The sequence below is a fragment of the Delftia tsuruhatensis NBRC 16741 genome (assembly GCF_001571325.1).
Lineage (GTDB): Bacteria > Pseudomonadota > Gammaproteobacteria > Burkholderiales > Burkholderiaceae_C > Comamonas > Comamonas tsuruhatensis.
In genome coordinates this window covers 1-1915 of sequence record NZ_BCTO01000110.1, presented here as the reverse complement: position 1 = coordinate 1915, position 1915 = coordinate 1, and the positions used below count along the sequence as shown (strand labels likewise).

At 69.9% G+C, this 1915-nt stretch carries 1 protein-coding gene and 1 pseudogene; both read right to left on the bottom strand.

What is annotated here, in order from left to right; genetic code table 11:
• Positions 1–1556: phage tail tip fiber protein (locus DTS01S_RS29150; protein WP_061290133.1), on the bottom strand; the 1556-nt coding region annotated here is incomplete at its 3' end.
• Positions 1553–1915 (bottom strand): annotated as a pseudogene (locus DTS01S_RS29145) (hypothetical protein); the annotation flags it as partial. The pseudogene DTS01S_RS29145 and the gene DTS01S_RS29150, both read right to left, overlap by 4 nt.

Here is a 1915-nt window from a genome sequence, read left to right as displayed (position 1 = left end):
GTGACCGAGCCGCCCGCGATTTGCAGCGTGCCAATGGCCGCCTGGCCGATATAGGCCGTGCCGATGGCCGCCGTGTCCATGAACACGCCGATGTTGTTGGACGTGATGCGCTGCAGCCGGTTGATGAAGTCGCTGGTGTTCATCGTCGTGCCGTCCGGGAACGCCACGGTGTCGCCGATGCGGGCCTTGTCCTTGGTGGCCAGTGGCCCCAGGCCATTGACCTGGGCGGCCTTGAGATTGCGCAGCCATTGCGCGTCCAGGCCGTTGGCGTCCAGGATGACGTTGCCGGCGTTGTCGCGCACGGTGAGGCCGCGCGTGTCCACCTTGCGCGCCGCTACCGTGCCGTCCACCAGCAGATCGCCGTTGAGCACGGCGGCCGGGATCAGCCAGGCCGCGCCCATCCAGTGGCGCGTCTGCGTGAAGCCGGCGCCGTTGCTGATGGTCACGGCATCGCCCACGACCAGGTGGTTGGTGTTGGGCGCGCTGCCGCTGTTGCCCAGGGCCTGCCAGACGGCTTGGCGCGCGGTGGCATCGCTCCAGAAGCTGCCGCTGGCCGACAGCAGCACCGAGCCGCGCAGGCCGTCCACGAGCTTCTTGCCCAAGCCGTCGATGCGCATGTTGCCCTTGAGGTAGACGTTGCGCTGCAGGTAGATGCCGTCGCCATCGACGCCGAACACCACGTCCTCGGGCCGCGGCGTACTCATCTGGCCGGCGTTGTAGCTGGGGGAGACGATGGCGAACTTGTCGGCCATGATGATGAAGGCGCTGGAAGTCTTGCCGTTGACCTCCTCGGCCGCGATGCCGTAGCCGGCCAGGGCCCCGCCGGCCTGCACCTTGAGCGTGTACTGCGCGCGCAGCCCCTCGCTGTAGCCGGCCAGCACCGTCATCTCCTGCTCCAGCATGGCGCGGCCCGGCTTGCCGTCCTGGTAGTAGTTGCCCAGGGAGGCCTGCAGCTGCAGCACGTTGGTGGCCATGGCCCGCTGGCCGTCCGCGAACGCCGCCTGTGTGGCGCGCAGGCCTGCGCTGGCGTTGCGCAGGCTGGCCGTGACCTCGCGCACGGCCATGGCCAGGCTGCGCTCGTTGCTCTGCACCACGGTCTGCAGCTCGCGCACCTCGGCGCCGCGCTTGGCGGCCTCGTCGGCGATGGAGCGCAGCAGCTCGTCGCGGATCTCCTGCGCCAGGTGGTCGAAGCGGCTGGGGTCGTCCAGGGTCTTGGCCAGGCTCTTGAACAGGCGTGATTCGATGATGGATTGGGCGAAGCGCTCCACGGCCACCGTGGCCGACAGCCCGCCGCCCAGGTCGATGACGATCTCGCCCTCCCCCGGCGTCTTGTCGGTGGCCAGCAGCTGGGTGACGCCCTGCACCGAGCCCTGCAGGTCCAGCAGCTCGCGCAGGGTCACGCCGCGCTCGAACTCGTTGCCCCGGGCGCCGGAGCGCACTTCCAGGTGCTCGGTCACGGCCTGCATCCAGTTTGAAAGGGCCTTGTCCTGGACGTTGACCCGGGCCAGGGCCGGGAGGCGGGCCGCGCCCGTGTCGATCTTCTTGCGGTTGGTCATACGCTGCGCAGCTCCTCCGTGGTCGAGCACAGCACCACGCTGGTGACGCGGGCCGCGCCCTCGATCTCCACCTGGTGCTCCAGCCAGCGCCCGGGCGGCAGGCGCTGCGGCTGCAGGTCGGTGAACTGGGCCGTGTGCTGCAGTTGGCCGTCGCCCCACAGGCGCAGGGTGATCGGGTGCTGGGCGTCCTGCAGGCCGTAGACCTTGGCCCAGGCCAGCGGCAGCTGCTGGCCCTGGGTGGCCAGGCCTGTGCGCCAGCGCGCCGTGCGCAGGGCATCGCCCGTGAAGCATTCCAGGATGTCCTGGCCGCGCGCCACGTACATGAGGTCGTTGAAGCGGTCCACCCAAACCGCCGTCAC